Source organism: Sphingomonas desiccabilis (assembly GCF_004135605.1).
Taxonomy (GTDB): Bacteria; Pseudomonadota; Alphaproteobacteria; order Sphingomonadales; family Sphingomonadaceae; genus Sphingomonas; species Sphingomonas desiccabilis.
The window spans coordinates 36,330-60,610 of the sequence record NZ_SDPT01000001.1 but is presented as its reverse complement, the minus strand read 5'-3'; the positions used below and the strand labels follow the sequence as shown (position 1 = coordinate 60,610).

Below are 24,281 nucleotides of genomic sequence, written 5' to 3'. Positions count from 1 at the left end.
ATGCCGCCCGCGCGGTTCCCCACGCGGGCGGCGGCGATCTCCTCAGTATTGATAGGCCTTGGGCAAGGCGCCCTCGGTCGGATCCAGATAGCGGTCGCGCAGCCGCTGCTGGCGGGTGACGAGCGGCTGTTCGACGCCGTCGACGAACACCTGGGTCGGCATCGAGCCGATCTCCAGCGGGTCGCCGTCCCAGATCACCACATCGCCGCGGCGGCCGGGCTGGAGCGAGCCGAACTCGCCGCCCATGCCGAGCGCCTCGGCAGGACGCGAGCTGATCGCGGCAAAGGCGCTGCCCCAATCGAGCCCGGCGGCACCAGGAATACGGCCGAGTGCGACGAGATTGCCGGCATATTGCTTCACCAGCCGCGCCTGCCGCGCCTCGTCGTTGTTGATCATGCCGATCCCGACGGTGACGCCTGCCGCCTTCAGCCGTCCGATGTTCGACTGGGTGGCGGCCAGCTGCTCGAAGGAGGATGGCAGGTCGGCGAGCGCGCTTGCGATCACCGGCACGCCGGCCGCCGCGATGTCGCCGGCGACGGTCCAGCCCTCCGTGGCGCCGACCAGCACGAGCTTGACCGTGCCGAGCTCGCGCTTGAGGTCGAGCAGCGCGCGGATGTCCGACGCGCGCTCGACATGGGCGAGCAGCGGCATGCGCCCTTCGATCACCGGCACCAGCGCTTGCGCGTCGAGGCGGGTGAGCAGCGCGTCCTTGCCCCGGTCGGCGAAGCTCGCGGGGCTGCGGGCATATTCGCGCGCCTCGAACAGGGCGTTGCGCAGCATGGCGAAGGCGGCGGGCCGGCTGCCCCCCGCGGCACGCGCACCGCTTTCGCCCCACTCCATGAACTGGAAGGCGCGCGGGCGGGTGACCGCGTCCATGTCGGCGGCAAGGTCGATGACGGCGCCCTGGCCGGCAAAGATCGAGCCCCCATTCTCGGGCGCGACGACCGCGCGGGTGACGCCCTCGGCCCGGTTGAGCGCGATCGCGGACGTGCGCGGGTTGACCGCAGGGGCGATGTCGAGCGCGGCGTTGAACACCGTCTCGTCGGCGCTGGCGTCGTTGGTGCCGCGCACCGCGTCGACCTCGACGATGCCCATGCGGGTAAAGCCGGCGAAGATGCCGGGCGTCACCCATTTGCCGCCGGCATCGACGGTGCGCATACCCGCGGGCACCGCCACGCCGGGTCCGGCGGCGACGACGCGGCCGTCGCGCACCACGACCGTGCCGCCGTCGACCGGGCCGGCGCCGGTGCCGACCACCAGCCGCGCATTGGTGATCGCGACCGTCTGCGCGGAGGCAGGCAGCGCCGCAGCCGTGCCGAGGAGCGCGGCCGCCGTGGAAAGGATCAGGCGCTTCACTTCACATCCCCCTCGCCCGGCTGGCCGAGCTCGAAATCGGAAACCGGCCGCAGCCGCTTGTCATTGGCGTCGAACAGCAGCGCGCCGTCGACCCATACCTTTTCGGGGCGCGTGTAGACGCTGAACGGATCGCCGTTCCACAGCACGACATCGGCCATCTTGCCGGCCTTCAGGCTGCCGGTGACCTTGTCGATGCCAAGCGCACGCGCGGGCGCGATGGCGAGCCAGGTCCAGGCATGTTCGGGGGTGACCGCAATGCCAGCGCGACGCGCCGAGCCCATTACCTTGGCGACTTCCTGGTTGAGCCGCTGGATGCCGTTCTCGTCGTCCGAGTGGATCATCGCGCAGGCGCCGGTGCGATCGAGGATAGCGAGGTTCTCGCCGACCGCGTCATAGGCCTCCATCTTGAAGCCCCACCAGTCGGCCCAGACCGCCGCACAAGTGCCGTTCGCCTTCAGCAGATCGGCGATCTTGTAGGCCTCCACCGCGTGATGGAAGGCGGTGACCTTGTAGCCGAACTCCTTGGCCATATCGAGGACGACCGCCATTTCGTCGGCGCGGTAGCAGTGGTTGTGGACGAGGATCTCGCCGTCGAGGACGCCGCGCAGCGTGTCCATGGCGAGGTCGCGGTCGGGCGCGTCGCCGCCGTCCTCCTCGTACTTGTCCCACTTGCGGTCATAGGCGCGGGCCTTGGCCCAGGTGGCGCGATCGACCGCGACATTGCCCATGCGGGTCGTCGGCATCCGCCCCTTGCTGCCATAGACGCGCTTGGGATTCTCGCCACAGGCCATCTTGAGGCCATAGGGCGCGCCCGGGAACTTCATCCCCTGCATGGTGCGGGCGTAGACGTTCTTGACCGTCACCGAGCGGCCGCCGAACAGGTTCGCCGAGCCCGGCAGGATCTGCAGCGTGGTGACGCCGCCGTTCGCGAGCGCACGGCCGAAGCCGGGGTCCTGCGGCCAGACGCTGTGCTCGGCCCAGACCTCCGCGGTGACCGGCGCCGACATCTCGTTGCCGTCGGACAGCGCCTCGACACTGGGCGAGGGATAGTCGCCGAGATGGCTGTGGACGTCGATCACGCCGGGCGTCAGCCATTTGCCGGTGCCGTCGATCACCGTCACGCCCTCTGCCGGGGCGATCGACTGGGCGACTTCCACGATCTTGCCGTCGCGGAACAGCACGGCGCCGCCGTCGATGCGCCCGCCCTCGCCATCATAGATGGTGACGTTGGTGACCAGCGTCGGCCGGCCGGGATAGGCGTGGTAGGTCGAGGGATAGGGATCGTGGTTGTACCCGTTGCCCGCGCCCGGCGCCTGGTCGCCCTTTTCCTTCTTGGCGCTGGCCGAACGATCCCCGGCAGAATGCGCCCGGGTTCCGTCGGCCGCGCAGGCGGCGAGCCCGCCGGCCGCGGCAAGCATCAGCAACGTTCGTAGCAAGCTTGTTCTCCGTTCCTGTCGATGTCGGGCGGTCATGCGAACACCGCCTCCAGATCCTCGCCGACCAGCCCTTCGCGTTCGGACTTGAGCTGATGATAGATGGTCGAAAGTCCGGCCGCGCCCATCGCGCCCGTCAGCGTGGCGACCAGCGCCTGGACGACGATGCTGCCGATCCGGGCGCCGCTCGTCTGGCTGGCGAGTGCGAACCCCTGGCCCATGCCGCCGAACAGCGACCAAGCCACGAACACGATCGCGAAGAGCAGCAGCAGCCGCCAGCGGGCGCCGCGCAGGAGCTCCCCGCTGCGCGCGAAGCTGGCAAAGATGCCGGGACGCTCGGCGACCAGGACCGGGAGCACGATCGCCCAGGTCAGCATCAGCACCAGTCCCGGAAGGAGGAAGAGCATCAACCCGAAGGCGACGCCCACCCACAGCAGCAGCCGGACGAGAATGGCGGGCAGCAGCAGCCGCAGCCCCTGCGCCAGCGCCGGCCCGAACTGCACCGGCCGCCCGGCAAGCACGTCGAGGGCGATCGCGATCATCACGATTTCGCCCAGCGTGCCCACCAGCAGGCTGACGAGCCAGCCGATGCCGAGCGCGGTCAGCACCTGCTCGCCCGGCATGGTGAACAACCCGGCTGCCGCGTCGCCGCCGCCGAGTGCGACCTGGAGGGCGGCCGCTGGCAGCGCGATCGTCACCAGGCTCGTCGCCAGCATCGGCAGGCGCGCGCGGCCCACCGTCGAGAAGCTCTGCGAGACCACGTCGGTGATGCGGAAGCGCCAGGGGTGTCGCCGCGCCTCGGTACGCGCGGCGAAGAGCAGCGCCACGATGAACACAAAGGGCAGCGCAAGCAGCACCACCAACATCAATATCGCGGCCATCGATCCCCCGCCCCCCGCCGGTGTCCCAAGCCTAGGCGAAAAGCGTTGCGTGTAAATCGGCGATTTGCTCCAACGGCGTGCAGGGGGACGAATGACGGAACGCGCATCCATGGAGGCCGCATCGGCGGCAGCGCCGCCCGACCCCGCGCGTGTTGCCGAGGCGCATCGCGCGATCCTGGCCGACAAGAGCATCCAGTTCGACCTGCCGATGCGCCACATCGAGGCGCGCGAGATGCCCGAGTGGCTGAAGACGCTGGGCAGAGCGATCGCGCGCTTCGTCGCATGGGTCGGGGACGGCTGGAGCGTGATCGGCTGGATCGCGGCGGCGGTGGTGATCGCGGTGCTGCTGTTCGCGCTGGTCCCGGGGCTGCGCGAGTGGGTGCTCTCGCTCGTCCGGCGCGGCCGCGGCGCGGCGCCCGAGGCTCCGCAATGGGCGCCGACCGAGGGCCAGGCGCGCGCCCTGCTGGAAGAGGCGGACGCGCTGGCGGCCGGCGGGCGCTATGACGAGGCGGTCCACCTGATCCTGTTCCGCAGCATCGACGACATCGCCGCCTGGCGCGGCGAGCTGGTGCGCCCCTCCTCCACCAGCCGCGACATCGCCCGTGCCGAGGGGCTGCCCGGCGAGGCGCGCGGGGTGTTCGCGCGGATCGTCGCAGCGGTGGAGCGCAGCTGGTTCGGCGGGCGCGCGCTGGAGGCGGCGGACTGGGAAGCGGCTCGCACCGATTATGCCCGGTTCGCACTGAAGACCGCATGAGCGCGACGACCGAGCCTTTCGCGCGGCGCACCGCGATCGTGCTGGTGGTGGTCGGCACGCTGCTGGCGCTGGCGGCGATCCTGCTCAACGGCTTTTCCGACGTGCTGTCGCGCCGGCTGGGATCGCTTCCGGCCGCGGACGAGAAGCATGGCGCCGGCTATTATGCGCTGCGCCAGCTGGTCGATCGCACCGGAGGCGGCGGCTCGCTGGTGGTCGACCCGGAGGACCTGGCCGCGATGCCCGAACTGGCGGTGCTGACGCCTGCCATCGACACCCAGCCGGAGCAGGTGGCCAAGCTGGTGCAAGCACGCGAGGCACACGCGGCCGCGGCGGAGGAGGAAGACACAGAGGAGAGCGGCGACTTTCCGACGCTGATCGTGCTGCCCAAGTGGAGGGTGTCGGCGCTGCCGTTGCAGCCCAATCGCGTGCAGCGCGTGGGGCTGCTGAGTTCCGAGAAGGCGGCGGCGCTGATTCCGGCCAAGGAGGTCGAGACCGACTATGCCGTCGCTCAGGGGCTGCGCAGCGCGCCCGGCTGGAAGTTCCGGCCTTTCCTGGCGCCAAGGTACCTGAGGGCGGTATCGGGCAAGACACTGGTCCCGATCCTGCGTGATGGCGATGGCGCGGCCGTGCTGGCGCGGATCGGCCGGACGAACACCTATGTGCTGTCCGATCCGGACCTCCTTAACAATGCGGCGCTGAAACACCCGCAGAATGCGCAGGCGGCGATCGCACTGCTCGCGGCGCTCGACCCTAAATATCCGGGAGCCGCCGTGTTCGACGCCTCGCTTCATTACGGCCCGGGCGATCGCAACCTGGTGAAGCTGCTGTTCACCCCGCCGTTCCTGGCCGCGACCCTGGCGATGATCGCCGCCGCGGTGCTGGCCGGCCTTGCGACCGCGGCCCGGTTCGGCCCGGTGCTGCGCGAGCGGCGGGCGGTGGCGCTGGGCAAGGCGGCGCTGATCGACAATATCGCCGCGCTCACCCGGCTGTCTGGCCGGACGCTCTCGGCAGGCCCGCGCTACGCCGACATCGCCCGCGAGGGGCTGGTGCGCAGCCTCGATCTGCCGCGCGATCTCGACGAGGCCGGCGTGCTGGCGCGGCTTGATCGGCTGGGCGACCGCCCGGCCGCCTATTCGCAGATCGACCATCGCCTGCGCACCGCCCGCACCGAAGCGGAGCTGGTGGCGGCGGCCCGACAACTCCACGCATGGAAGGAAGCATTGGCATGACGCTCGAGGAGGTCCGGTCGCTCGGACACGCGATCGACCGCGAGATCGCAAAGGCGGTGGTCGACCAGGGGCCGGTGGTGCGCTTCCTGGCAATCGCGTTGTTCTCCGCCGGCCATGTGCTGCTGGAAGGACCGCCGGGCACCGCCAAGACGCTCTTGGCGCAGAGCTTCGCGCGCTCGCTGAGCCTCGACTTCGGCCGCATCCAGTTCACGCCCGACCTGATGCCCGGCGACATCATCGGTGCGAACCTGTTCAACTTCCAGACCTCGAGCTTCGCGCTCACCAAGGGGCCGGTGTTCTGCGAGCTGCTGCTGGCGGACGAGATCAACCGTACCCCGCCCAAGACGCAGGCGGCGCTGCTGGAGGCGATGCAGGAGCGCGCGATCACCACCGACGGGCGGACCGAGCGGCTGTCGGATCGCTTCACCGTGGTCGCGACCCAGAACCCGATCGAGCAGCAGGGCGTCTATCCGCTGCCCGAGGCGCAGCTCGACCGCTTCCTGTTCAAGCTGTCGATCGGCTGGCCGTCCGAGGAGTCCGAGCGCGCGATCGTGGCGCAGTACGGCAATCGCACCGGCACCCCGCGTCCGGAGGACTCCGGCGTGCAGCCGGTCGCGGGCGCGGCCGAGATCGCGGCGGCCATCGCTGCAGTGTCCGAGGTGCGGCTGGTCCATCCGGTGATCGACTATATCGTGCGGCTGGTGCGGGCGACTCGTGAGCACCCCGACATCGCGAGCGGCGCCTCCCCGCGTGCGGCTTCGGCAATGGCGGCGGCGGCGCGCGCGGCGGCGGCGCTGGAGGGGCGCGACTATGTTATCCCCGACGACGTGAAGCTGCTCGCCCCGGCACTGCTGCGCCACCGGCTGATCCTGTCGCCTGCGGCCGAGATCGACGGGCGGCGGATCGACGATGTCGTCATCGGGCTCATTGACGCGACCGAGGCGCCGCGTTGATCTATCCCACCCAGCGCGCGGTGTGGCTGGTCGCGGCGGCGGCGCCGGTGGCGCTTGCCATCGGCATCGTCGCGCCCGGCGCCTGGGTGGCAGCACTCGGCTGGGTGGTGTTGATGGTGGTGCTGGTCGTCGTCGACGCGCTGCTGGCGCCGCCGCTCGGCAGCGCCCGGCTGTCGATCGCGACCCCGGCGGCGATCCAGGTCGGCGAGACGATCGACCTCGCCCCCCGGCTGGAGCAGGGCGAGCGTGTGCTGCCCGCCGCCTTTGCCGCGGAGATTGCCGGCCCGCTGGAGCGCGAGGGTCCGCGCACCAGCACGCGCTTTCGTGCCGTACGGCGTGGGCGTGCGGTGGTGGAGGCGCTGTGGGCGCGCCATGCCGGGCCGATGGGCCTCGCCTGGCAGCAGACGCGCCGACCGGGCGGCCAGGCGATCGCCGTCATGCCCGACATCCGCCCCGTGCGCGACGAGGGGATGCGCCAGTATCTCAACAGCCAGCACACCGGCCTTCGCATGCGGCGCGACAGCGGCGACGGGCAGGAATTCCAGGTGCTCACCGATTTCCAGCCCGGCATGGAACGGCGCACTATCGACTGGAAGGCGTCGGCCAGGCACGCCTCGCTGCTCGCCCGCGAGTACCAGACCGAGCGCGACAATGCGGTGGTGTTCGCGGTCGATGCCGGCCGCGCGATGAGCGATCCGGTGGGCGGCGTGCCGCGGGTCGACCGGGCCGTCTCCGCCGCGCTGCTCGCCGCGTTCGTGGCGCTCAAGTCGGGCGACCGGGTGCGGCTGTTCTCGTTCGCCGCGCGGCCGCAGGTGGATTCGGGCACGCTGTCGGGCACGCGCGGCTTTGCGCGGCTGCACCATGCCGCCGCCGACATCGACTATGGCACCGACGAGAGCAACTACACGCTGTCGCTGGTGACGCTCGATGGGCGGCTCGAGCGGCGCTCGCTGGTGGTGCTGTTCACCGAGTTCACCGATCCGACCAGCGCCGAGCTGATGCTCGCTGCCGCGCAGCGGATGTTGAAGCGTCACCGGCTGCTGTTCGTGCTGTTCCGCGACGCCGAGCTGGAGGGGATCCAGGATGCCGAGCCGCAGGAGGCCGACGATGTCGTGCGCGCAACCGTGGCGCATGCGCTGCTGCGCGAGCGGAGGATCGTGATCGAACGGCTGCGAAGGATGGGGGTGGACGTGATCGAGGCGCCGGCCGAGGCGATGGCGCTCAAGCTGGTCGAGCGCTATCTCCGCCACCGAGAGCGGGTGGCATGAACGCGCCGTTGTTCGCCAGCCGCCATTTCCGCGCCGAGCGCGAGGCCGACTGGGCGCGGCTGGAAGCGCTGCTGGACATCGTGGAGAGCAAGAGCGCGCGCCGGCTGTCCGAAGAGGACCTGTTCGAGCTGCCGCGATTGTACCGCGCCACCCTGTCGGCGCTGTCGGTGGCGCGCGAGACGTCGCTGGACGCGTCGCTGGTCGACTATCTCGAGCGGCTGTCGACCCGCGCCTATTTCGTGCTCTACGGCTGCCGGGCGCCGTGGGGCCGGCAGATCGCGGGGTTCTTCGGAACCGGCCTGCCGCAGGCGGTGCGGGCACTGTGGCCCGAGATCGTGGTGGCGACGCTGCTGACCGTCCTGAGCGCCGTTGCCGCCTACGCCTTGATCCGCGCCGAGCCGGCGTGGTTCGGCGCGATCCTGTCTCCCGAGATGGCGAGCGGCCGCGACATGAACGCCTCCGCCGAGTTCCTGCGCAAGTCGCTCTACGACAAGCCCGAGGACGGCGGGCTCGAACTGTTCGCGGCCTATCTCTTCACCCACAATGCGCAGGTGTCGTTCCTGTGCTTTGCGCTGGGCTTCGCGCTCGGCATCCCGACGCTGATCCTCCTGGTGCAGAACGGCGCGATGTTGGGCGCGATGTTCGCGGTCTATGCGCCGCACGGCCTCGCCCCCGGGCTGTTCGGCTGGCTGATGATCCATGGATCGACCGAGCTGAGCGCCATCGTGCTGGCGGCCGCCGCAGGGCTGCGGATCGGCCGCGCGATCGCCTTCCCGGGCGAGCGCGGACGCGTCGCTGCCGCAGGGGCGGCTGGCCGGACCGCCGCCACGGTGATGCTCGGCGTCATCCTGATGCTGCTGGTGGCCGGACTGCTGGAGGGGTTCGCACGCCAGCTGGTGACCAGCGACAGCGCGCGATACGCGATCGCCGGTGCGATGTTCGCCCTGTGGGTCGGCTATTTCGGCCTCGCGGGACGCCGTCGCCGTGGCTAGGCGCCCGCGCAAGCCGCGCCCGCCGCTGTCGCTCGACCGCGCGCTGGTGACGCCGGAGGGGGTGACCCTGAACGTGCGGCTGGGCAGCGGCGGTGCGCGCGCGGGCGCGCTGGTGCTGGACCTGCTGATCATGCTGGCCATCCTGATCGGCTTCACTCTGCTGGTGGTGCTGCTCGCCCGGGCGGGGGGGACCGCGACCGGCCCGCTGCTGATGGTCGTGTGGCTGCTCGGCTTCTTCCTGCTGCGCAACTTCTACTTCGTGGCGTTCGAGGCGGGCGGGCGCGCGGCGACGCCGGGCAAGCGGCTGCAGAAGCTGCGGGTGGTGGCGCGCGACGGCGGGCGGCTGACCCCCACGGCCGTGCTGGCGCGCAACCTGATGCGCGAGGTCGAGCTGTTCCTGCCGCTGAGCTTCCTCCCCTTTGCCTTTGCCGAGGGGACGATCGACGCCTGGGTTGGTTATCTGGCGCTCGGCTGGGCGTGCCTGTTCCTGTTCTTCCTGCTGTTCAACCGCGACCGGATGCGCGCGGGCGACCTGGTGGCGGGAACCTGGGTGGTGGAGAACGAGCGCCGGCAGATCGGCGCGGAGCTGCTCGATCCCGCCGCGCTGGAGGGCGACCGCTATCGCTTCGCGCCGCACGAACTCGCCGCCTATGGCGCGTTCGAGTTGCACAAGCTGGAGGAGGTTCTGCGCCGGAACGACCGGCACGACCAGTTCATGGTCGCGCGCACCATCCGTACCAAGCTCGGCCGCAACCCGGACGAGGGCTACGATCGCGAGTTCCTGGAGGCCTATTACGCCGCGCTGCGGCTGGAACTGGAGCGCAAGCTGCTGTTCGGCAAGCGCAAGAAGGACAAGCACGACCAGCAGGCTTGAGGGGAGACGGATCGATGGAAGGCACCCAAGCGCGCGGCGAACCGGTCATCGAGACCGAACGTCTCCTCCTTGCGCGGCCCACCCTCGCGGACTTCGAGGACAGCTGCGCGATGCTGAGCGATGCGAGCGTGATGGCCTTCATCGGCGGCAAGCCGCTCGGCCGCGAGGATGCGTGGAACAAGCTGTTGCGCAACATCGGCCACTGGGCTGCCTTTGGCCATGGCATCTTCACCGTCCGCGCAAAGGACGGCGGGCGCTTTCTGGGCGAAGTCGGGATCGGCCATTTCGCACGCGGATTCGGCGCATCCTTCGATCCCTTTCCGGAGGCGGCCTGGATCCTGGTATCGGCTGCCCACGGAAGGGGCTACGCGACGGAAGCGGTGCAGGCGGCGCATGCGTGGATGGCCGAGGTGCACAAAGCGAAGCGCACGGTGTGCCTCATCCATCCCGACAACCTGCCATCGGTGCGCGTGGCGGAGAAACTCGGCTACCGGCGTTTTGGCGAGGTTCGCTATCGCGACGCACCGGGCATTTTATTCGAGCGCGGAGCGCAAGTCGGCGCTGGGGTGACACCGTAGCAGGAGCTTATCCGTACCCCGGCGAAGGCCGCGGCCCAGTTGCGGTGCCGTCGCGATGTGCCACGCGCCTCGACCGACCCCCCAACTGGACCCCGGCCTTCGCCGGGGTACGGGGTTGCTGCGGTTCCGCTGCCGGCACCATCATGGGAGAAACGGCCACGGTTCGCGGGTGACATCAGGTGCGTTTGTTCCTATCCTGTTCCCGTGCCATGACCCGCAAGATCATCCATGTCGACATGGACGCCTTTTTCGCGTCGGTGGAGCAGCGCGACGCGCCGGAGCTGCGCGGGCGGCCCGTGGCGGTGGGCGGCTCGAGCGGGCGCGGCGTGGTGGCGGCGGCCAGCTATGAGGCGCGCCGCTTCGGCGTGCGCTCCGCCATGCCCTCCGCGCGCGCGATCCGGCAGTGCCCGGAGCTGGTGTTCGTGCGGCCGCGCTTCGACGTCTATCGCCAGGTATCGCAGCAGATCCGCGCGATCTTCCACGCCTATACACCGCTGGTCGAGCCGCTGTCCTTGGACGAGGCCTATCTGGACGTGACCGAGAACCTGGCCGGGCTGCCGTCCGCGACCGAGACGGCGCTGGAGATCCGGCGGCGCATCAAGGAGGAGACCGGCCTCACCGCGTCGGCGGGCATCTCCTACAACAAGTTCCTGGCCAAGCTCGCGTCGGACGCGAACAAGCCCGATGGCCAGTTCGTGATCCCGCCGGGCGCGGGCGAGGCGTTCGTCGGCGGGCTGGAGGTCGGGCGCTTCCACGGCATCGGCCCGCGCACGGCCGAGAAGATGGCGCGGCTGGGCATCCGCACGGGTGCCGACCTCCGCGCCAAGGAACTGCCGTGGCTGCGCGCCCACTTCGGCAAGTCGGGCGAATGGTATCATCGCGTCGCCCGCGGTCAGGACGACCGCGCGGTGACGCCGGACCGGGTCCGCAAGTCGTCGGGATCGGAAACCACCTACGCCACCAACCTCATCACGCCCGAGGCAGTGGAGGACGGCATCCGCGCCATGGCCGACGATGTCTGGGAATGGTGCGAGCGCACGCACAGCTCCGGCCGTACCGTCACCGCCAAGATCCGCTTCGCCGATTTTCGCACCCTGACGCGCAGCCGCAGCCTGGCCGATCCGGTCGGTGACCGGGAAACGCTGCACGCGATCGCGGTCGAGCTGGTGCGCGGGCTCTATCCGCTGCCGATGGGGGTGCGGCTGCTGGGCGTCACCCTCTCCAACCTCGGCCCCCTGCCCGATCCCGCGACGCCGGGCGTGCAGATGGCGCTGGACCTGGCACGATGACGGCGCGGACGATCGCGATAGCGGGCTGCGGCCCCGCCGGCCTTGCCGCGGCGCTGCTGCTCGCACGCGACGGCCATCGTGTCACCCTGCTCGAGCGGTTCGCGACGCCGCAGCCTATCGGATCGGGGCTGATGCTGCAGCCGACCGGGCTTGCCGTGTTGCGGGAGCTCGGATTGACGGAGGAAGTGCTGGCCCGGGGTGCCCGCGTCGATCGCCTACTCGGGTGCACGGCCGAGGGCAGGGTCGTGCTGGACGTCGCCTATCGGGCTCTCAAGGGCGAGCGCTTCGGACTAGGCATTCACCGCGCGAGCCTGTTCGGGGTGTTGTTCGATGCTGCGGTCGCGGCCGGCATCCCGATCGAGACCGGCCGGACGGTGACCGGCAGTGAGCCGGCAGGCGACGGCAGGCGACGCCTGCTGTTCGAAGGCGGCACCCGCAGCGCAAAATTCGATTTGGTGGTCGACGCGCTGGGCAGCCGCACGCCGCTGGCACCGCCAACGGGCCGCGAACTCGCCTATGGCGCGCTGTGGACGAGCCTCGCCTGGCCCGAAGGGACCTCGCTGTCCCTGAGCACGCTGGAGCAGCGCTACGACCGGGCGAGCCGGATGGTCGGCGTGCTGCCGACGGGCACGCGCGCCGGTGGCGGCGGCGCCGAGGCCTCGCTGTTCTGGTCGCTGCGTCTCGACCGGTTGGAAGCGTGGCGCACGGCGGGACTGGCGGCGTGGAAGGCGGAGGTGCGGGCGCTGTGGCCGGCGACCGAGCCGCTGCTCGCCCAGATCGATCATCCCGACCAACTCGCCGTGGCGCGTTATGCGCACCGCACGCTCTCGAAGCCGGCGGCGACGGGCCTGATCCACATCGGCGACACATGGCATTCGGCAAGCCCGCAGCTGGGTCAGGGGGCGAACATGGCGCTGCTCGATGCCTGGGCGCTGCGGCAGGGGCTGCGCGGCGCCGCGACGGTGGAGGCAGGACTCGTCCGCACGGTGGCGATGCGGCAGCGACACGTCGCGCTCTATCAGGCGCTGACCGCACTGCTCACGCCGGTCTACCAATCGGACAGCCGGGTCATTCCGGCACTGCGCGACCGGCTGGTGGCCCCGCTCTCCCGCCTGCCGCTGGTGGAGGGGATCCAGGCTGCGTTGGTGGCCGGACTGGTCGGGCGGCCGCTTGCGAAGCTGGCACTGCACGCGTGAGTCGATTTTTGCGGCGGCTGGCGGCATAGCGCTACCAAAGCCGCCCCGCGGGGGCCGGCGCAGGCTGAAAGGACAGGTAAATGGGGCTGCTCAACGATCTCGGCGCCAAGGGCACCGCACCGTGGCTCGACTTCGTCGATCGCAAGTTCCTGGAGGCCGGCGGGCTGGAGAAGCTCGTCGCCGAGGACGGGCTGACCGGCGTCACCTCCAACCCCGCCATCTTCGAAAAGGCGATGGGCTATGGCGACGCGTATGACGCGACGCTGGCCGCCTATGACGCCGCCCATCCGGGTGCCGCGACCATCGACCGCTACGAGCATCTGGCGATCCAGGACATCAAGGCTGCGGCCGACACGCTGCGCCCGGTCTACGACCGCACCGATGCCAAGGACGGCTATGTCAGCCTGGAAGTGTCACCCTACATCGCCGACGACACCGATGCGACCATTGCCGAGGCGCAGAAGCTGTGGGCCGCGGTCGACCGCCCGAACCTGATGATCAAGATCCCGGGCACGCCGGCGGGCGCACCGGCGATCGCGGCGACGGTTGCGGCCGGCATCAACGTCAACGTCACGCTGCTGTTCTCGCTGGAGGCGTACCAGCGCGTGGCCGAGGCGCATGTCGCCGGGCTGGAACAGCGCGCCGCGCAAGGGCTGCCGATCGACCGCATCGCCGGCGTCGCGAGCTTCTTCGTCAGCCGCATCGACGCGGTGATGGACAAGGCGATCGACACCCGCGTTGCCGAGGGCGATCCGCAGGCGGAGGCGCTGAAGGCGCTGCGCGGCAAGGTCGCGATCGCCAACGCCAAGGCAGCCTATGCCTGGTACCAGGACTTCATCGCGAGCGACCGCTGGCAGGCGCTGGCCGCCAAGGGCGCGCAGCCGCAGCGGCTGTTGTGGGCGTCCACCGGGACCAAGGACCCGGCGTACCCGGATACGCTCTATGTCGACGCGCTGATCGGCCCCGACACCGTCAACACCATGCCGCCCAAGACGATGGACGCGTTCCGCGAGCGCGGCGTCGTCGCCGACACGCTCACCGCCGACCTGGACGGCGCGCGCCGCGTGCTCGCCGAAGCCGAGCGGCTGGGCCTGGACCTGGACGGCGTCACCCAGCGGCTGGTCGAAGACGGGGTCGCGCAGTTCGTGAAGGCGTTCGACGACCTGCTGGGGGCGATCGCCAAGAAGCATCCCGGCGCCTGAAACGACAACGGGAGGTGCGGTATCCCCGCACCTCCCGCACGATCCTGGCACCGACGCCGGAGACCTGGGCGCGGCGCCGGTGCGCCGCGCCGGGTTCAGGCTCCCGCGACCGGTACCGGTTCGCGCGCATCGCTGTGGCGGCGGCCATAGGCGAAGTAGATCACCAGGCCGATGACGTTCCACAGGAAGAAGCGGGTGATGGTGGAGCTCGGCAGGCTGATGAACAGGTAGATGCAGCCGAGGATCGCGAGCGTGCCGACCACATAGGGCGCCGGGCAGCGGAACAGCCGCGGCAGTTCCGGGAAACGGCGGCGCAGGATCATCAGGCAGGCGCCGACGGCGATGAACGCGACCAGCGTGCCTGCGTTGGCGAGTTCCGCGATCTCGTCGAGGCGGAAGAAGCCGGCTACGGCTGCGACCGAGACGCCCGTCACCAGCGTGATCAACGTCGGGGCGCCGGTGCGCGGGCTGACCTTGGCGAGGCCGCGGGGCAGCAGGCCGTCACGTGCCATCACGAAGAAGATGCGGCTCTGGCCGTACATCATCACCAGGATCACCGACGGCAGCGCCACCACGGCGGCAAGCGCGATCAGGTGCGCGGCGACCGGCTGCTGGAGCGAGCGCAGCACCAGCGCGAGCGGCTCCGGCGAGTTGGCAAGCGCGGTATAGGGGAGCGCGCCGACGGCTGCGACCGCGACGGCCATGTAGATGATCGTGCACACCAGCATCGAGCCGACGATGCCGATGGTAAGGTCCCGGCCCGGGTTCTTCGCCTCTTCGGCCGAGGTCGCCACCGCGTCGAAGCCGTAGAAGGCGAAGAACACGATCGCGGCGGCGGCCATGACGCCCCGCTTCTCTCCCATCACCTCGGTGCTGCCGAAGCCGTAGGGCATGAACGGCTGGAGATTGTCGGCCTGGAACGCGGGCAGCGCAAAGGCGACAAACACGCTGAGCGCCACCAGCTTGATGATGACCAGGATGATGTTGAGCGTCGCGCTCTCGCGCGTGCCGGCGATCAGCATGCCCATGACGGAGAGCGCGACCAGCACGGCCGGCAGGTTGATGATGCCGCCATCATGCGGCCCCACCAGCAGCGCCTGCGGCAGGGTCACGCCCGCCGCCTGGATCCAGCCGACGAGATAGCCGGACCAGCCGACCGCGACGGTCGAGCAGGCGAGCGAATATTCGAGGATCAGGCTCCAGCCGACGATCCAGGCGATTCCCTCGCCCATGGCGGTGTAGCTGAAGGTATAGGCGCTGCCCGCAGCCGGGATCAGCGTCGCCATCTCGGCATAGGCGAGTGCCGCGCAGGCGCAGACCGCCCCGGCGATGGCGAAGGCGAGGATCACGGCCGGCCCGGCACGCTCGGCGCCGACGCCGGTGAGCGTGTAGATGCCGGTGCCGACGATGGCGCCGACCCCCAGCGCGATCAGGTGCGGCCAGCTCAGCGTCTTGGCGAGCCGGTGCCCCTCCTGTTGACTGCTCATCGTGTGGATCGATTTACGCGGCCCGAACATCGGCTCTCCCCCCTCGTTTTTCGTCTTAGCCGGACAATTCCGAGCCGAATTCGGCGCGAAGATCGTCCAGCGTTGCCTGGATATGCGCGCTCAGCAGCGCCTCCACCCGCGGCCCGTCCGCTGCAAGCCAAGCATCGAGCAGGTCGCGGTGCTCGAGGTGCGCCCGGTCCTCGCGCCCGGCCGGCTTGAGGTGCGCGATGACATAGCGTTCCGACAGCACCGTCAGCCGCTCGACCAGCTGGGTGGTCAGCAGGCGGCCGCTCGGGCGCACGAGCGCGGTGTGGAAGCTGCGGTTGCAGCTGGCGACGCTGGCGAGATTGTTGCTGGCGGCGCTGTCCAGTGCCTCGAAGGCAGCGATGGTGGCGGCGCGGTCCGCGTCGTCGGCGCCCTCGGCGCCGCGGGCTGCGGCCGGCGGCTCCAGCACCAGCCGGAGCGCGAAGATCTCGTCGGCCTCGATCGCGGACATCGGCCGCACGAAATAGCCGCGGTTGGCCTGGCTGGTGAGGAGCCCCTCCTGCTCCAGCCGGGCCAGCGCCTCGCGCAGAGGGATCTTGCTGACGCCCAGCTCGTTAGCGAGCGCATCCTGCCGGATCGGGACGTCGCGCTGGAGCACCCCGGTGATGATCCGCTCGCGAATAATCTCGAAAACCTGTTCGGAGAGCGTGCGGACAACAATGCTCATCGACGGGGAACCTCCGGAAGGGCATGGCTCGCCCGCCGCCGTTCGACTGCGGGTACCAAGGTCACTTGACCTGAAAACCCTTCCAGAAAGGATCGGTGCGATCAATCCAGATCGTGTTGAAGCCGGTGGCGACCGCCGATCCCTCGATCGAGGGAATGATCGCCGGCTGGTCGCCGATCGCGGTATCCGCCTCCACCCGGCCGATGAAGCGGCTGCCGATGTAGCTTTCGTGGACGAAGCGCTCGCCGGTCTTCAGCTGCCCCTTGGAGGCGAGATGGGCGAGACGCGCAGAGGTGCCGGTGCCGCAGGGGCTGCGGTCGATCGCGCGATCGCCGTAGAAGACGGCATTGCGCCCATCGGCGCCTTCGCCGCGCGGCTTGTCCGCCCACAGGATGTGGCTGACGCCGCGGATGGTGGGATCGAGCGGGTGGACCGGCTCGAACTTCTCGCGGATCGCTTCGCGCAGGCGGGCGCTGAGTTCGACCAGCCGCGAGGCGCCGAGATCGTCGAGGCCGGTATAGGCCCCCTGCGGCTCGACGATGGCATAGTAGTTGCCGCCATAGGACACGTCGACGCTGAGCGGCCCCAGCCCCTCCAGATCGACCTGGATGCCCGTCGCCGCGACATAGGCGGGCACGTTGGTGATGCGCACCGCGGTCACCTTGTCGCCTTGCGTCTCATAGGCGACGTCGATCACCCCGGCCGGCACTTCGATGCGCAGCTTGCCGGGCGTGGCGGGCTGGATCAAGCCGTGTTCCAGGCCGAAGGTGACCATGCCGATGGTGCCGTGGCCGCACATCGGCAGGCAGCCGGACGTCTCGATGAACAGGATGCCGATGTCGGCATCGGCCTGCGTCGGCGGGTAGAGGAACCCGCCCGACATCATGTCGTGCCCGCGCGGTTCGAAGCACAGGCTCGTGCGGATCCAGTCGAAGCGGGCCAGGAAGTCCTGGCGCCGCTCCGACATGGATGCCCCCTTCAGCAGCGGCGCGCCGCCCGCGACCAGGCGGACGGGATTGCCGGCGGTGTGGCCGTCGATACAGAAGAAGGTGTGCCGCATGGGTGTCTCGTGTCAGGCTGCCTTGGCGATGTCGAGCGTCGGGCGGGTCGCCGCGGCCTTTTCCACCATGGCGATCACCTCTGCACGGCGTTCGCCGGTCAGCACCTGGCGCGGCGGGAGCACGCGCTCCGACCCGCGGCCCATCACCTGCTCGGCGAGCTTGATCGTCTGCACCAGGTCATGCTCCGCGTCGAGATGAAGCAGCGGCATGAACCAGCGATAGATCTCGAGCGCCTTGGCAGGGTCGCCGCGCTCGAAGGCGCGCACCAGCTCGACGGACTCGCGCGGGAAGGCGTTGGTAAGGCCCGACACCCAGCCCTTGGCACCCAGGAACAGGCCCTCGAGCGCGACGTCGTCGAGGCCCGCGAACAGCACGAAGCGTTCGCCGAACTCGTTGCGGAAATCGGTGAAGCGGCGCGTATCGGGCGCGGATTCTTTGACCGCGACGATGTTCTTCACATCGTCGAGCGCCGCGAGCACGCCGCGGTCGATCACGGTGCGATAGGCCGGCGGGTTGTTGTAGAGCATGATCGGCAGGCTCACCGCCTCAGCCACGCCACGGAAGTGCGCGACCAGTTCCTCGGCCTTGGGCACATAGACCATCGGCGGGAGCAGCATCAGGCCGTCGGCGCCGATCTTTTCGGCCGCCTGGGCATAGCGGGTGGCGCGGCGCTGATCATATTCGGAGACGCCGGTCAGCACGGGCACGCGGCCGGCGACCACCTCCACGATCGCGGAGAGGACCTGCTGCTTTTCCTCGAACATCAGCGAGTTGTTCTCGCCCACGGTGCCGAGCGCGATTACGCCGGTCACCCCGTCGCGGATCAGGTCGTCCACCACCCGCTGGGTTTCGCCCAAGTCGATCGTCAGATCCTCACGGAGCTGCGTCGTCACGGCGGGGAACACACCCTTCCAATCGACCATCATCGGAACCATTCTCTTCTCGTTGCGGACATATACCGTATACGATAGAGATCGCTGTGCCGCAACAGGAGAACGGGCGTGGGTGCGACGAATGTGGTCGGGGGAGGCGTCGTGGGGCTGGCATGCGCCGTGGCGCTGGCACGTGCCGGTCATTCCGTGACGCTGCTGGAGCCGGACGCCGCACACACGGCTGCCTCCTGGGGAAATGCCGGCCACATCGCCACGGAGCAGGTGGCGCCCCTCGCCTCGCCGGCGGCGATCCGGTCGGCGCCGCGGCGCCTGTTCGTGCGCGGCGGCGCGCTCGACCTCCCGCTCGGCCGGATCGCGGATTGGCTGCCGTTCGCGCTGCGGCTGGTCAGCCGATCGACTCCGGGCCGGTTCGCCTTGGGCAGCGCCGCCCTCGGCAGCCTGTTGCAGGAGGCGATGCCCGCCTGGGAGCGGCTGGCGGCGACGATCGGCGCCCCCGAACTGCTGGTCCAGGACGGCCATCTCGTACTTTGGGAGACGCCCGAGACGGCGCACGCCGGGCGTGCCGCCTGGGCTGCGGCCGAAACGGGCACGACACAGTTTCGGGATGCGACTCCGGCCGAGCTGGCGGCGATCGGCGCGGTGACCCAGGCGCCGGTTGCCGGCGCCATCCGCTTCTCGGGAAGCGGCCAGATCCGCGACCTTTCGACCCTGGCGCAGGCGCTCGAACGGGCGTTCACGCGGGCAGGCGGCCGCATCGTCCGCACACGGGCGCGCCTTCGGATCATCGACGGCGTGGCGCTGGTCCCCGGGCACCCGGCCGAACTGGTGCTGGTGGCGGCCGGCATCGGCTCGCGCGCGCTGATGGAGGCGACCGGCCACGCCGCCCCGATGATCGCCGAGCGCGGCTATCACATTCGCGCCGCCGCCGATCGCTGGCCGGCGGACCTGCCGCCCCTGGTGTTCGAGGACCGGTCGATGATCGTCACCCGCTATGCCGATCGCGTGCAGGCCGCGAGCTTCGTCGAGCTGGGCAGCCCCGACGCGCCGCCCGACCCCCGCAAATGGGAGCGACTGGAAGAGCACGTCCGCGCACTCGGCCTCCCCATCACAGGGCCCTTCCGCCGGTGGATGGGATCGCGCCCCACCCTGCCCGACTATCTGCCCGCGATCGGCCGCTCGCCTCGCGCGAACAATCTGCTCTATGCATTCGGCCACCAGCATCTGGGGCTGACGCTGGCGCCGATCACGGCCGAGCTCGTCGCAGCCCTGGTCGCAGGCGAGCGTCCACCGGTCGATCTGGCGCCCTTCGACCTCGCACGGTTTTGAACAAGGAAGAACAGCCATGACCATCGGCGGATCGAGCGCAGAGGCCGAACTCGCAGCCATCGCACCCTGGGCGGATCGCGCCGCACCGATCGGCGGCGCGGAGCGACAGGTGCGGCTGGAGCGCGCCCGGACGCTGGCGGATGCGGCCGGTGCGGACGGACTGCTTCTCAACGTGGGCGCGACGCTGCGCTATTTCGCGGGTGTGCCCTGGGGCCCGAGCGAGCGGCTGGTGGCGATGCTGCTGCCGGCGCGCGGCCGCCCGGTGCTGCTGTGTCCGGCATTCGAGCTGGGCACGCTGGAGGCCGACCTCGCGATCGACGCCGATATCCGGCTCTGGGAGGAGGACGAGGACCCGATCGCGCTGCTCGCCGATACGCTTGCGGCCACCGGGATCACGAAGCTGGGCGTCGACCCGCTGTTTCCGTTCCAATGGGCCGAGCGGCTGCGGGCGAAGGCGGGCAGCGTTCGGCTGCTCGACGGCGCCCCCGCGATCGACGGCTGCCGGATGGTGAAGTCACCGGCCGAACTGGCACTGCTTGCCCAGGCCAAGGCGATGACGCTGGAGGTGCATCGCCGCACCGCGCGCATCCTGCGCCCGGGCATCGCCGCGAGCGAGGTGGTCCGCTTCATCGACGCCGCGCACCGCGCGATCGGGGCGGCGGGATCGAGCTTCTGCATCGTCCAGTTCGGGCGCGCGACCGCCTTTCCGCACGGACTTCCCGGCGAGCAGCGGCTGCAGGAGGGTGAGCTGGTGCTGGTCGATACCGGCTGCCTGGTCGAGGGCTACCACTCGGACATCACCCGTACCTATGCGTTCGGGGCGGTACCGGACGAGGTACGCAGCATCTGGTCGCTGGAAAAGGAAGCCCAGCAGGCGGCGTTCGACGCGGTGGTGCCGGGGGCGCCCTGCGAGAGCGTCGATGCGGCAGCAAGGCGCGTGCTGGAGGCGGCAGGGCTCGGCCCGGACTATCGCCTGCCGGGCCTCCCGCACCGCACCGGGCACGGCATCGGTCTGTCGATCCACGAGCCGGCCTATCTGGTGCGCGGCGACCGGACGCCGCTTGCACCCGGCATGTGCTTTTCCAACGAGCCGATGATCGTCGTGCCGGATCGCTTCGGCGTGCGGCTGGAGGATCATTTCCACGTCACCGAGACGGGGGCGGCGTGGTTTACCCAGCCGCAGCACGCGATCGACCGGCCGTTCGCGGATTAGAACGAAGCACACCGCGTCCGCAAGGCGGGCCGCACCCCGGCGCAAGCCGGGGTCCCAGGGCCAAGCAGAGCAACAGTCAGCGGTGCTTGTGACCCTGGACTCCTGCCTTCGCAGGAGCACGAGGAGAGGCACGAACGCCCCCCTACCGTCATCCTGACGGAAGTCAGGATCCATTGCCGCTGCGCTCTCACCTCCTGGATGCTGACGTTCGTCAGCATGACGAGGAAATGAGGCGGGTGCGGCGATGGCGCCTTCAGCTCTCCAGGATGTGCATCCACATCGGCTCGCCGACCAGGCTGGGGGAGCCGCGCAGGCGATCGAGGGAGGCCGCGACGGCGCGCTCCGGACCTTCGTGGGTGACGATCGCCACCAGCACGCTGCCGTCGGCATTGGCGCCGCGCTGCATCAGCCGCTCGATGGACACGCCGGCGTCGCGCATCGCCGCCGCGATCTCCGCCAGCACGCCCACCTTGTCGGCGACCATCAGCCGCAGATAGGCGCGGCCGCGGCGCTCACCGGTGGGCGCCGCCGGCTGCTCGGCCAGCGCCTCGGCCGGTTCCGCATAGGGCGGCCCGAACTCGCCGCGGGCGATGTCGATCAGGTCCGCCACGACCGCGCTGGCGGTCGGGCCGTCGCCGGCACCGCGGCCCTGGAAGAACAGCCGGCCGACGAAATTGCCCTCGGCCACCACCGCATTGAGCGAGCCGGTGACGTGCGCCAGCGGATGGTCGAGCGGGACCAGATGCGGGTGGACGCGCTGGAACAGGCCGTTCTTGCCGGCCTCCGCCACGCCCACCAGCCGCACCCGATAGCCGAGCGTCGCCGCTTCGGCGATGTCGGCCGCGAGTACGTGGCGCACGCCGGTGATCGCGACATCCGAAAAGGCCGGGCGGGTGCCGAAGGCGAAGCTCGCCAGGATGGACAGCTTGTGCGCGGCATCGACGCCATCGATGTCGAAGCTGGGGTCCGCTTCGGCAAAGCCGAGCCGCTGCGCTTCGTCCAGCACCTCGGCAAAGTCGCGGCCCTCGGCCTCCATCTTCGACAGGATGAAATTGCAGGTGCCGTTGAGGATGCCATAGACATGGCCGATCTCGTTGGCCGCGGCCCCCTCGCGCAGCCCCTTGATGACGGGCACGCCGCCTGCGACCGCCGCCTCGAACTTGAGCGCGACGCCGCGCCCTTCGGCGGCGCGGGCGAGTTCGAGGCCATGGTGCGCGATCATCGCCTTGTTGGCGGTGACGACGCTCTTGCCATTGGCGAGCGCCGCACGGGTGAGCGTCAGCGCGGGGCCGTCGGCGCCGCCGACGAGTTCCACCACCACATCGGCCCGCGCGTCGGCAGCAAGCGAGGCGGTGTCGTCCACCCAGTCGAAGCGCGACAGGTCGACGCCGCGATCCTTGGCGCGATCCCGCGCAGACACGGCCACGATCTCGATCGGGCGGCCGGCGCGGCGGGCAATCAACGCCCCGTTCGCGTCCAGCAGACGAATGACGCCCGCGCCGACCGTACCAAGTCCTGCGATCGCGACGCGTAGCGGTTCCGTCATGCCTGCCTCTTCCATTTCGCCGCCGGGCACGTCCCGGCGGAGCGGCAGGCGTTAGCGGAGGGGCCGTGGTATAAACAACCCCGGCACAACCAGAAAACTTTGCAAAAGTTACCGCGTGTGAGCCGGACCGCGGAGGCGGAGCGCGCGCCCGTCACCGAACGGGGGCGCGTCGCATCACTTCTTCAGAAGGCCGATCTCGACCAGCCGCTGGTGCAGATAGTCGTGCGCGGTGATCGGCTCCGGGTAGCGATTGCCCTCGCCCACGCAGCTCGGCAGCGTCTCGATCAGGAAATCGGGTGCCGGATGGAGGAAGAAGGGCATCGAGTAGCGCGAGTTGCCGCGCCGCTCGGGCGCCGGGTTCACCACGCGGTGGGTGGTCGAGGGCAGCACGTGGTTGGTCAGCCGCTGCAGCATGTCGCCGACGTTCACGACCATCGCGCCTACCGGCGGCTTCACCGCGAGCCAGTCGCCGTCCTTGTCGAGCAGTTCCAGCCCGGCTTCCTCGGCCCCAAGCAGCAGGGTGATGAGGTTGATGTCCTCATGCGCCTCTGCGCGCACGCCCGGCGCGTCGGCGGGGATCGGCGGATAGTGGAGCAGGCGCAGCACCGAATTGCCGTCCTTCACCGCGTGCTCGAACCAGTTGGGATCCAGCTTCAGGTAGCGCGCGATCGCCGAAAGCAGCTTGAGCCCGGCGGTGTCGAAGGCGGCGAACAGCTCAAGGAACGTTTCCTTGAAACCCGCGGGCGCCGACGGCCAGATGTTGTCCGGCATCACGTCGCGGAAACGATGGCCGGCCGGCAGTTCGCGGCCGATGTGCCAGAATTCCTTGAGGTCGGTGACCTTCGCGTTCTTGGCGATCTCGGTCCGGAACGGCGTGTAGCCGCGCGCGCCGCCACCGCCGGGCGTATGATAGGTGCGCTTCTCGTCCTCCGGCAGCCGGAAGAACTCCTCGGTCAGAGCCCAGGCGCGATCGATCAGCGCCGGGTCGATGCCGTGGTCCGCGACCATGGCGAAGCCGAAGCGCTCGAACGAGCCGCCGAACGCCTGTGCGAAACCCTCCGGATCGTTCTGCTGGTCGGCCAGCGAGACGAGCGGCACCTGGGTCATGGGAACGTCGAGCATGGGGAATCCTGTAGGGGTATGAATATGGGCGTGAATACGCCTGCAACCCGTGCGGGAACAGCCCCTTGCACCCTCCGGCCAGGAGTATACCGCAGGCACGCTCTTCCGCGTCGCCGCCCCGATCGCGCCGTCGTCCGGGAACACGCGGGCGCGCCCGCCGTTCGCGCCTTGGAGGTCCAGTTTCCTGATGGGCCAGACAAAGGAGCGAACCATGGGTGGTCACCAGGTACCGGGGCTGGGCTCCGGCGACAGCTACGACGAAGAAGGCTATGACGAGAGCCAGCGCGCCGAGATCCTGGAAGTCACCAGCGAAGGCCCCTCGGACGGCACCATGCTGACGGACATCGAGCCGGACCTCGGCGAGGACGATGACGAGGACGACGACGACCTGCTCATGGAAGACGATGAGCTCGGCAGCGAGGACGATGACGACGACGGCTTGATCGATCCCGACGATCAGCAGGAGGACGAGCTCCAGGAGGACTTCGACGAGGACGACCTCGCCGAGGACGACGATCTCGAAGATACCGACAGGACCGCACTGGAGCCGTGATCCGAACCGCGACTGCTGCCGCGCTGGCGCTGTTGCTCGCCGGTTGCGGCGGCAGCGCGCCAGAGCCTTGGGGAAACGCGCCGGAGGCGGTCGTGCGCGATCTGCCGGCGCGCGTCACCGCCCGCTATCGCTGCAAGGATGGAACCCGGTTGGTCGCCACGTTCGACAATCGCGCAGACACGGTGACGCTGCGCGAGGGTGGCAGGACGCTGGGCGTGCTGGAGGGCCAGCGACCGGCATCGGGAATCTGGTACGCCGGCAGCGGCATGACCCTGCGCGGCAAGGGCCGCGACGCGCGGTTCGAGGCCGAAGGGCGTGCCCCGACGCAGTGCGTCGCACGGGACTAGCCGACGCGAAAAGGGG

The 24,281-nt window shown here is 70.0% G+C and carries 23 protein-coding genes; 14 read left to right on the top strand and 9 right to left on the bottom strand.

Features of this window, described 5'->3' with window-relative positions:
• Window positions 1-42: 42 nt before the first annotated feature.
• Genes EO081_RS00225 through EO081_RS00215 form a run of 3 tightly spaced genes read right to left on the bottom strand, consistent with a single transcriptional unit; the run spans window position 43 to window position 3,670 of the window.
• Window positions 43-1,356: an amidohydrolase family protein gene (locus EO081_RS00225; RefSeq protein WP_129339988.1), complete on the bottom strand. Its 1,314-nt coding sequence runs from the start codon at window positions 1,354-1,356 to the stop codon at window positions 43-45.
• Window positions 1,353-2,774, bottom strand: coding sequence for an amidohydrolase (locus EO081_RS00220; protein WP_129341349.1), 1,422 nt, complete (start codon window positions 2,772-2,774; stop codon window positions 1,353-1,355). Before EO081_RS00220 ends, EO081_RS00225 begins: the two co-directional genes overlap by 4 nt.
• Before the next feature lie 50 nt (window positions 2,775-2,824).
• Window positions 2,825-3,670: a hypothetical protein gene (locus EO081_RS00215; RefSeq protein ID WP_129339987.1), complete on the bottom strand. Its 846-nt coding sequence runs from the start codon at window positions 3,668-3,670 to the stop codon at window positions 2,825-2,827.
• Between the two features lie 91 nt (window positions 3,671-3,761).
• On the opposite strand from EO081_RS00215, the gene EO081_RS00210 reads away from it, so the two are divergent.
• The 10 genes from EO081_RS00210 (at window position 3,762) to tal (ending at window position 14,005) form a co-directional block, all read left to right on the top strand.
• Window positions 3,762-4,424 (top strand): DUF4129 domain-containing protein, encoded by a 663-nt coding sequence (locus EO081_RS00210; RefSeq protein WP_129339986.1) that lies wholly within the window; start codon window positions 3,762-3,764, stop codon window positions 4,422-4,424.
• Window positions 4,421-5,653 carry a hypothetical protein gene (locus EO081_RS00205; protein WP_129339985.1) on the top strand — a complete coding sequence of 411 codons (1,233 nt, stop codon included), beginning with the start codon at window positions 4,421-4,423 and terminating at the stop codon, window positions 5,651-5,653. Before EO081_RS00210 ends, EO081_RS00205 begins: the two co-directional genes overlap by 4 nt.
• Window positions 5,650-6,606 (top strand): AAA family ATPase, encoded by a 957-nt coding sequence (locus EO081_RS00200; RefSeq protein WP_129339984.1) that lies wholly within the window; start codon window positions 5,650-5,652, stop codon window positions 6,604-6,606. Before EO081_RS00205 ends, EO081_RS00200 begins: the two co-directional genes overlap by 4 nt.
• Window positions 6,603-7,874: a DUF58 domain-containing protein gene (locus tag EO081_RS00195; protein WP_129339983.1), complete on the top strand. Its 1,272-nt coding sequence runs from the start codon at window positions 6,603-6,605 to the stop codon at window positions 7,872-7,874. The genes EO081_RS00200 and EO081_RS00195 overlap by 4 nt, the downstream gene beginning before the upstream one ends.
• Window positions 7,871-8,866, top strand: a complete 996-nt coding sequence (locus EO081_RS00190) for a stage II sporulation protein M (protein ID WP_129339982.1) — start codon at window positions 7,871-7,873, stop codon at window positions 8,864-8,866. The genes EO081_RS00195 and EO081_RS00190 overlap by 4 nt, the downstream gene beginning before the upstream one ends.
• Window positions 8,859-9,740, top strand: coding sequence for an RDD family protein (locus EO081_RS00185; protein WP_240697472.1), 882 nt, complete (start codon window positions 8,859-8,861; stop codon window positions 9,738-9,740). The genes EO081_RS00190 and EO081_RS00185 overlap by 8 nt, the downstream gene beginning before the upstream one ends.
• A 14-nt stretch (window positions 9,741-9,754) precedes the next feature.
• A complete protein-coding gene (locus tag EO081_RS00180; RefSeq protein ID WP_129339981.1) occupies window positions 9,755-10,318 on the top strand; it encodes a GNAT family N-acetyltransferase in 564 nt (187 codons plus the stop codon).
• 209 nt (window positions 10,319-10,527) lie between these two features.
• Window positions 10,528-11,607, top strand: a complete 1,080-nt coding sequence (dinB, locus tag EO081_RS00175; RefSeq protein ID WP_129339980.1) for a DNA polymerase IV — start codon at window positions 10,528-10,530, stop codon at window positions 11,605-11,607.
• The gene (locus tag EO081_RS00170; protein WP_129339979.1) at window positions 11,604-12,803 is read left to right on the top strand and encodes an FAD-dependent oxidoreductase; all 1,200 of its coding nucleotides are present in this window, start codon (window positions 11,604-11,606) and stop codon (window positions 12,801-12,803) included. Before dinB ends, EO081_RS00170 begins: the two co-directional genes overlap by 4 nt.
• An 80-nt stretch (window positions 12,804-12,883) precedes the next feature.
• Window positions 12,884-14,005 (top strand): transaldolase, encoded by a 1,122-nt coding sequence (gene tal, locus EO081_RS00165; protein WP_129339978.1) that lies wholly within the window; start codon window positions 12,884-12,886, stop codon window positions 14,003-14,005.
• Between the two features lie 95 nt (window positions 14,006-14,100).
• Here tal and EO081_RS00160 read toward each other — a convergent pair whose 3' ends face one another.
• The 4 genes from EO081_RS00160 to EO081_RS00145 all read right to left on the bottom strand — a co-directional run bounded on the left by EO081_RS00160 (window position 14,101) and on the right by EO081_RS00145 (window position 18,191).
• Entirely contained in the window at window positions 14,101-15,522 is a 1,422-nt protein-coding gene (locus EO081_RS00160; RefSeq protein WP_129339977.1) for an amino acid permease, read from the bottom strand.
• A 25-nt stretch (window positions 15,523-15,547) separates the two neighbouring features.
• Window positions 15,548-16,204: a GntR family transcriptional regulator gene (locus EO081_RS00155; RefSeq protein ID WP_129339976.1), complete on the bottom strand. Its 657-nt coding sequence runs from the start codon at window positions 16,202-16,204 to the stop codon at window positions 15,548-15,550.
• A 61-nt stretch (window positions 16,205-16,265) separates the two neighbouring features.
• A complete protein-coding gene (locus tag EO081_RS00150) occupies window positions 16,266-17,264 on the bottom strand; it encodes a 4-hydroxyproline epimerase (RefSeq protein ID WP_129339975.1) in 999 nt (332 codons plus the stop codon).
• 12 nt (window positions 17,265-17,276) lie between these two features.
• On the bottom strand, window positions 17,277-18,191 hold the full coding sequence (locus EO081_RS00145) for a dihydrodipicolinate synthase family protein (RefSeq protein WP_129341347.1): 915 nt from the start codon (window positions 18,189-18,191) through the stop codon (window positions 17,277-17,279).
• A 75-nt stretch (window positions 18,192-18,266) separates the two neighbouring features.
• Here EO081_RS00145 and EO081_RS00140 point away from each other — a divergent pair, with 75 nt between their 5' ends.
• Complete coding sequence (locus EO081_RS00140) at window positions 18,267-19,484, top strand: NAD(P)/FAD-dependent oxidoreductase (protein ID WP_129339974.1); 1,218 nt, start codon at window positions 18,267-18,269, stop codon at window positions 19,482-19,484.
• 16 nt (window positions 19,485-19,500) lie between these two features.
• Window positions 19,501-20,697, top strand: a complete 1,197-nt coding sequence (locus EO081_RS00135) for a M24 family metallopeptidase (RefSeq protein ID WP_129339973.1) — start codon at window positions 19,501-19,503, stop codon at window positions 20,695-20,697.
• Between the two features lie 253 nt (window positions 20,698-20,950).
• On the opposite strand, the gene EO081_RS00130 is transcribed toward EO081_RS00135, so the two are convergent.
• Both EO081_RS00130 and EO081_RS00125 read right to left on the bottom strand, forming a co-directional pair.
• On the bottom strand, window positions 20,951-22,243 hold the full coding sequence (locus EO081_RS00130; RefSeq protein WP_129339972.1) for a homoserine dehydrogenase: 1,293 nt from the start codon (window positions 22,241-22,243) through the stop codon (window positions 20,951-20,953).
• Window positions 22,244-22,417: 174 nt separating this feature from the next.
• The gene (locus tag EO081_RS00125; RefSeq protein ID WP_129339971.1) at window positions 22,418-23,365 is read right to left on the bottom strand and encodes an isopenicillin N synthase family dioxygenase; all 948 of its coding nucleotides are present in this window, start codon (window positions 23,363-23,365) and stop codon (window positions 22,418-22,420) included.
• Between the two features lie 211 nt (window positions 23,366-23,576).
• Here EO081_RS00125 and EO081_RS00120 point away from each other — a divergent pair, with 211 nt between their 5' ends.
• Both EO081_RS00120 and EO081_RS00115 read left to right on the top strand, forming a co-directional pair.
• Complete coding sequence (locus tag EO081_RS00120; protein WP_129339970.1) at window positions 23,577-23,918, top strand: DNA primase; 342 nt, start codon at window positions 23,577-23,579, stop codon at window positions 23,916-23,918.
• Entirely contained in the window at window positions 23,915-24,265 is a 351-nt protein-coding gene (locus EO081_RS00115; RefSeq protein WP_129339969.1) for an MliC family protein, read from the top strand. Before EO081_RS00120 ends, EO081_RS00115 begins: the two co-directional genes overlap by 4 nt.
• Window positions 24,266-24,281: the final 16 nt, after the last annotated feature.